Source organism: Phenylobacterium sp. (genome assembly GCF_037968635.1).
Taxonomy (GTDB): Bacteria; Pseudomonadota; Alphaproteobacteria; order Caulobacterales; family Caulobacteraceae; genus Phenylobacterium.
In genome coordinates, this window is the sequence record NZ_JBBKVV010000015.1 from 1 (window position 1) to 5,825 (window position 5,825).

The 5,825-nt window shown below is 68.1% G+C and carries 6 protein-coding genes and 1 pseudogene; 3 read left to right on the forward strand and 4 right to left on the reverse strand.

What is annotated here, in order from left to right; all coding sequences use genetic code 11:
* Positions 1-114: 114 nt before the first annotated feature.
* The 4 genes from AAC997_RS01670 to rsgA all read right to left on the reverse strand — a co-directional run bounded on the left by AAC997_RS01670 (position 115) and on the right by rsgA (position 3,282).
* Positions 115-186 carry a hypothetical protein gene (locus AAC997_RS01670; protein ID WP_340643966.1) on the reverse strand — a complete coding sequence of 24 codons (72 nt, stop codon included), beginning with the start codon at positions 184-186 and terminating at the stop codon, positions 115-117.
* 303 nt (positions 187-489) lie between these two features.
* Entirely contained in the window at positions 490-1,704 is a 1,215-nt protein-coding gene (locus AAC997_RS01675; RefSeq protein WP_340643962.1) for an FAD-binding oxidoreductase, read from the reverse strand.
* Between the two features lie 103 nt (positions 1,705-1,807).
* The gene (locus tag AAC997_RS01680) at positions 1,808-2,128 is read right to left on the reverse strand and encodes a hypothetical protein (protein ID WP_340643963.1); all 321 of its coding nucleotides are present in this window, start codon (positions 2,126-2,128) and stop codon (positions 1,808-1,810) included.
* Positions 2,129-2,208: 80 nt separating this feature from the next.
* Positions 2,209-3,282 carry a ribosome small subunit-dependent GTPase A gene (rsgA, locus tag AAC997_RS01685; RefSeq protein ID WP_340643964.1) on the reverse strand — a complete coding sequence of 358 codons (1,074 nt, stop codon included), beginning with the start codon at positions 3,280-3,282 and terminating at the stop codon, positions 2,209-2,211.
* Positions 3,283-3,532: 250 nt separating this feature from the next.
* Here rsgA and AAC997_RS01690 point away from each other — a divergent pair, with 250 nt between their 5' ends.
* The 3 genes and pseudogenes from AAC997_RS01690 to AAC997_RS01700 form a co-directional block, all read left to right on the forward strand.
* On the forward strand, positions 3,533-3,928 hold the full coding sequence (locus AAC997_RS01690) for a Zn-ribbon domain-containing OB-fold protein (protein ID WP_215342494.1): 396 nt from the start codon (positions 3,533-3,535) through the stop codon (positions 3,926-3,928).
* A gap of 8 nt (positions 3,929-3,936) precedes the next feature.
* Positions 3,937-5,076 (forward strand): hypothetical protein, encoded by a 1,140-nt coding sequence (locus AAC997_RS01695; RefSeq protein WP_340643965.1) that lies wholly within the window; start codon positions 3,937-3,939, stop codon positions 5,074-5,076.
* Between the two features lie 155 nt (positions 5,077-5,231).
* A pseudogene (locus AAC997_RS01700) lies at positions 5,232-5,825 on the forward strand (PHP domain-containing protein); the annotation flags it as partial.

Consider the following 5,825-nt stretch of genomic DNA (forward strand, 5'->3'; position numbering starts at 1 on the left):
GTGTTTTGTCGTGAGCAGCGGCGGGGGCTAGCCCAGCAACTCTGGCCAAGCCTTCGTCAGGGGCGCCAAGTCGAAATAGTCGCGCCAAAGCACGATGAGGCCATCCCGCTCCTCTTAGACGCCCGTCACCTTCAGCTCGATCCAGCGATCGGCGATACAGTGGCGGTCCAGCCTTTCAGTGAACACCAGCGGGCCGCTGGCCAGTTCGCGCTGGATTTGCAACTCATTGGACGACAGGAGTCATGAAGGTCACTTTGGATGGCCGGCGCGGCGCAGACTCTGACCCATTCTCGCGGCTCAGTCGTTAGCTGCAACGTTACCGGCAACCAGACCTTCCCAACGTCCGCCATGGGTCGATTCTCACCGTCGGGGTCCGGGCCGAAACTCTCCGGTCGCTGTGCCGCGGACCGCCAGGTTTGAACGGCGAGTTTCCGGCGGCGCCTTAGCTTCCGCTCCTGGCGCGAAGCTCGCGCTCGCGCAGCCCCCACGTCACGACATGTAGAGATCCGCGTCCGGGTCAGGCTCGCCGCGCACCTCCGCCGCGACGACTTGTGAGGCGATGACCGAATAGGTGATGCCGTTGCCGCCGAAACCCATGACCGCCCAGCTGTGGTCCATGCCCTCAACCGGGCCAATGCGGGGTAGGCCCGTGGCGCTCTCGCCGAAGGCGCCGGCCCAGCCATAGTCGGTGTCGAACAGGATATCGGGCAACAGCCGCGTCAGCTTGGCCGCGATGGTCTCGCACTTTTGCTGCAGCTTGGCCTTGTCCTGGTGCGCGACGGGGGAGGCCTCATCCTCACCGCCGACAATCAGGCGGCCATCGCGGCCCATCCGCAGATAGAGATACGGATCGGAGGCTTCCCACACCAGCATGTCCCGCATCCAGGCGGGACACCGCTGACGCGGCTTGGAGGCCATCGCCCAGGTCGAGATGACCTCCGCCCCCGGGGTCGGAACGCCCTTGGGGAATTCGTATCCGCAGCAGAACACCAGCGACCTGGCCCGCACGGCGTGACCCGCGTCGGTCAGCAGCGTCACGCCGTCCGGATCACTGACAGCCCTCAGCACCTCGACGGGCGACCAGACCTTCGCGCCCCGCGCCTGGGCGCGCCTCAGCAGCCCGGCCGCCAGTCGGGCCGGGTCGCCGCTGGCCGACCCGGCTGAGACGATGGCTCCGGTCCGATCCACGCCGAACTGCTCGCGCAACGCCGCGGCGTTCAGATACCGGCTCTCCAACCCGATGGCCGCGCGGGCCTCGGCCTCAGCCTCCAGCGCGCGATGGCCGTGGGCGTCGCCCGCCAGGTAGAGTGACGACTTGTCCTTCAGGCCGCAGGGGACGCGTTCCTGCGCCACGATCTGTTTCAGGGCGTCGACGGCCTGACGGGACCTCAGATAGGCCCGCCGGGCGTCTGCCGCGCCGATCTTCTGGGCCAGCGCCGTCAGCGGCAGGTCGATCTCCCACTGCAGCAGCGCCGTCGAGGCCAGGGTGGAGCCCATCAGCGGCGCGCGTCGGTCCAGCACCGCGACCGAGTGATCCTTCGACAGCTCGTGGGCCATGAAGGCGCCGCTGATCCCGGCGCCGACGATGGCGACATCGACGCTGATCGCGGCCGTCAGCGGCCGCACCGGCACGCCCAGCCCGGGGCTGTCAGCCCAGAGGGAGCGGCCTGTCCTGAGATCGCGTTTGATCGTGGCGCCGGTCATTGAGGCCTCCCTGAAGCGGAGGCTTAGCTCTTGAGCAGGCTTCCAGTTCCGCTTCCTTCAGTCTGGGCGCCGCTTGGGGCTGATGTGGGGAGTCGCCCCGCGATCAGGCCTGCTCCGTCACCACGTCGCGGAATTCGTCGGCGGGGACGAAGGCGCAGCCGTCGTCGTCCAGGACCCAGACGCCGATCAGGGCGGGGTGGTCGGGGTCGAGGTCTTCGTCCAGCAGGTCGCCGTCATAGAGGGCGACATTGCTGTAGTCGAAATCCAGGGAGAGTTGGTGGGCCAGGCCCAGCATCTCGTCGGCCATGCGGCGGGAATAGCCGACCGCCTCGGCCTGCTGGGTGAAGTCGTCGGTGAGGGTGTTCATCTCGGCCGCGTCGCTGCCCTGGGCCGCGCTGGTGGTGACGATGGTGTAGGCGGGCATGGCGTGTCTCTCTTCTGGGGCGGCCCCTCCCTAACCCGTTCGGGGGGGTGCGGGGCGGAAATTGTGAAAAAACAGGCAGATCAGTCGGCGCCGCCCCGATGGTCCCGTTTGGTGGTGCGGTAGGTCTTGGCCTGGGCGGCGGACTGGCGGCGCTCGGCCGCCTTGGCGATCCGCTCGGCCTTCTGCGCCACCGCCGCCAGCTCGCGCCCGAGCTTCTGGAAGTTGGCCCAGCGGCCGGGATCGAGGGCGCCGCTCTGCAAGGCGGCCTGGATCGCGCAGCCGGGTTCGTGAGTATGGCCGCAGTCGTTGAAGCGGCACGTCCCGGCCAGGCTCTCGATGTCGTCGAAGACCTCGCTCACGGCCTCCTCGGCGTCGATCAGGCCGACTTCGCGGATGCCCGGCGTGTCGAGCAGCAGGGCGCCGCCGGGCAGCAGGACCAGCTGCCGACTGCTGGTGGTGTGGCGGCCCTGGTCGTCGGCCTCGCGGATCTCCGCCACCGACAGGCGGTCCTCGCCCAGGAAGGCGTTGACCAGGGTGGACTTGCCGACCCCGGACGAGCCGATCAGGACGCAGACCTCGCCAGGCGCGACCTCGTCCAGCAGGGCGTCGAGCCCCAGGCCCTGGTGGGCCGAGACCAGCCGCACGGGGACGCCGTCCGCCAGGGCGACGATGTCGGCGGCGGCGGCTTGCGGATCGTCGCAGAGGTCGGACTTCGTCAGCACCACCACCGGCCGGGCGCCGCTCTGCCAGGCCGCGGCGAGGTAGCGCTCGATGCGGCGGGGATTGAGGTCGGCGTTCATCGAGGAGACGACGAAGACCACGTCGATATTGGCGGCGATGACCTGCAGCCTGCCCAGGCTGTCGGCGGCGCGTCGCGTGAGCACGGTGCGGCGCGGCAGGACCGCCTCGATCGTGGCCGCGCCGTCGGCGGGGTTCAGGGCCAGGCCCACCCAGTCGCCGACCGCCGGGGGTTCGGCTTCCTGCGCCTCGTGATGCAGGCGGCCCGACAGATTGGCCCGCAGTTCGCCCTCGTCGGTGGCCACCAGGTAGCCGTCGCGATGCTGGGCGACGACGCGCGCCGGGGTGTGGCCGGCCTGGGCATGGGCCGCGAAGGCCTGGGCCAGGTCGTCGGACCATCCATATTGCGCGATCACGTCATGGCTCGATCACCTCAGGGCCTATTGGGCAGCAGACGCCTCTACCGCCTTTCGGGCGGGAGGGGCGCCAATTCCTGTCTCCAGCCACCCCGCCTCTCCCCCTGGGGGAGAGGCGGGATCAGCCGCGAGTCTGCGCTTTCCCGCCCCTTTACCAATCGACAAGCGGCCCAACCTCGGGTTTGTTGCAGCGCCCTCGTTTTGAGGGCCAAGACGAATTTGATCAGGGACGATTTTTCATATGGCTCGAATGTTGCCCGAACCCACGCCGGAGACCCGGCATTTCTGGGAGGGTTGCAAGGACGGCGAACTGCGTCTGCAGCGCTGCACCGAATGCACCCACAGCTATTTCCCGCCCCGCCCGTTCTGCCCCAAGTGCGGATCGCGCGATGTCGAGGTCTATGCCGCCAGCGGCAAGGGCTTCCTCTACTCCTACGTCATCAACCACCGTCCGCGTCCCGACATGGGGACCGAGCCGCACTCCATCGCGGTGGTGGAGCTGGATGAAGGTCCTCGCCTGATGACCAACATCGTGGGCTGCCCGCAGACGCCGGAAGCCCTGCAGCTGGACATGAAGGTCCAGGTGAAGTTCGAGAAGCAGACCGACGACATTTCCCTTCCCCTGTTCGAACCGGCGAAGGGCTGAGAGCGCATATGACACCGAAATCCGTTGCGGTCGTTGGGGCCGCCGAGACCACCAAGATGGGCAAGATTCCGGACGTTTCCGTCCTGGGTCTGCACGCCGACGCCGCGCTGAACGCCATGAAGGACGCGGGGCTGAAGCCCTCGGACATCGACGGCGTCGCCACCGCCGGCGTCAGCCCCGTCGAACTCGCCCAGTATCTGGGCATCACGCCGACCTATGCCGACGGCACCAGCGTCGGCGGCTGCTCGTTCATGCTGCACGTCCGCCATGCGGCGGCCGCCATCAATGCGGGCCTGGCCAAGACCATCCTGATCACCCACGGGGAATCGGGCCGCAGCCGAGTCGGCGCCGGCGGCTTTGGCCGTAACGCCACCTCGCTGATGGGCCAGTTCGAGATGCCCTATGGCGTCACCAGCCCCCCCACCATGTTCACGATCCCGGTGCTTCGCTACATGAAGACCTACGGCGTGACCGAGGAGGACCTGGCCACGGTGGCCGTGGTGCAGCGGGAATGGGCGGCGCTGAACCCGCGCTCGTCCTTCAAGGACCCGATCACCGTCGACGACGTGCTGAACTCGCCGATGATCGCCTGGCCGTTCCGGATGCTGATGTGCTGCCTGGTCACCGACGGTGGCGGGGCCCTGATCCTCACCAGCGCCGACCGGGCCAAGGACTTCCCCAACAAGCCTGTCTATGTGCTGGGCACCGGGGAAAGCGTCGAAACCCCGATGGTCAGCCAGATGGAGGACTTCAACTCCTCCAAGGCGTTCCGGGTCTCCGGCAAGAAGGCCTTCGAGGAATCCGGGGTCAAGCACGCCGACGTCGATCACCTGATGATCTACGACGCGTTTGCTCACCTGCCGCTGTACGGCCTGGAAGACCTGGGCTTCTGCAAGCCCGGCGAGGCCAAGGACTTCGTGCGCGAACGCAACACCGCCATCGGCGGCAAGCTGCCGATGAACACCAACGGCGGCGGCCTGTCGTACATGCACTCGGGCATGTACGGGATGTACGCCCTGATGGAGAGCGTGCGTCAGATGCGCGGCACCGCGGCGGCCCAGGTGGACGGCGCCAAGATCAGCGTCTGCCAGGGCGTCGGCGGCATGTTCGCCGCGGCCGGCACGGTGATCTTCGGCAACGAAGCGTAGCGTCTAATCAACGACTTACCGCACTCCATGCTGCGCAGCATGGCGTGCAGCATTTTCGCCCTTCCCGGGAGACCGGGGAGGGCGTTTTGCTGCGGAAATGCTGCGCGGCAAAGCCGGGATGACACTTGAGGATCTTGCTGCGCTATGAATTGCCGATGCGGCGCAGTCTTTACATCCTCACCCTGCTGGCGGTGCTGGTCTTCGGGTCGGCGGCCTGGGCGCAAGGCGCCCCTGACCTGACCCTCACCGGCGCCCTGACCGGGGCCGATCACCAGACCTATCGCGAGGTTCCGTTCAGGGTTCCGGCGGGCGTCACGCGGATCACCGTGGCCTTCGATTACTTGGGGCGGGAGCAGAAGGCGACCATCGACCTTGGCCTGCGCGACCCGCAGCGGTTCCGGGGCTGGAGCGGCGGGAACAAGAGCAGCTTCACGATTTCCGAGGCCGAGGCGACGCCGTCCTATCTGCCGGGGCCGCTGCCGGCGGGGACCTGGCGGCTGGTGCTGGGGGCGCCGAATATCCGCAAGGGGACGCGCGCGGCCTATAGCGCCAGGATCTGGTTCGAGCGGGCGGGCGATCGCCCCGCCAGCCTGTCGGCTGCGCCGGTGACGGCGGGCGCGGGCTGGTATCGCGGCGACTTGCATCTGCACACCGCCCACTCCGATGGGGCGTGCCTGTCGCGTCGCGGCGTCAAGGTTCCCTGCCCGGTGTTCAAGACCCTGGAGGCGGCCTCGGCGCGGGGGTTGGAT

What these genes read in the sequence shown, in the direction of transcription:
- AAC997_RS01675 (WP_340643962.1), bottom strand. Translation starts at nt 1,704, where the DNA reads ATGACCGGCGCCACGATCAAACGCGATCTCAGGACAGGCCGCTCCCTC.
- AAC997_RS01680 (WP_340643963.1), bottom strand. Translation starts at nt 2,128, where the DNA reads ATGCCCGCCTACACCATCGTCACCACCAGCGCGGCCCAGGGCAGCGAC.
- AAC997_RS01690 (WP_215342494.1), top strand. Translation starts at nt 3,533, where the DNA reads ATGTTGCCCGAACCCACGCCGGAGACCCGGCATTTCTGGGAGGGTTGC.
- AAC997_RS01695 (WP_340643965.1), top strand. Translation starts at nt 3,937, where the DNA reads ATGACACCGAAATCCGTTGCGGTCGTTGGGGCCGCCGAGACCACCAAG.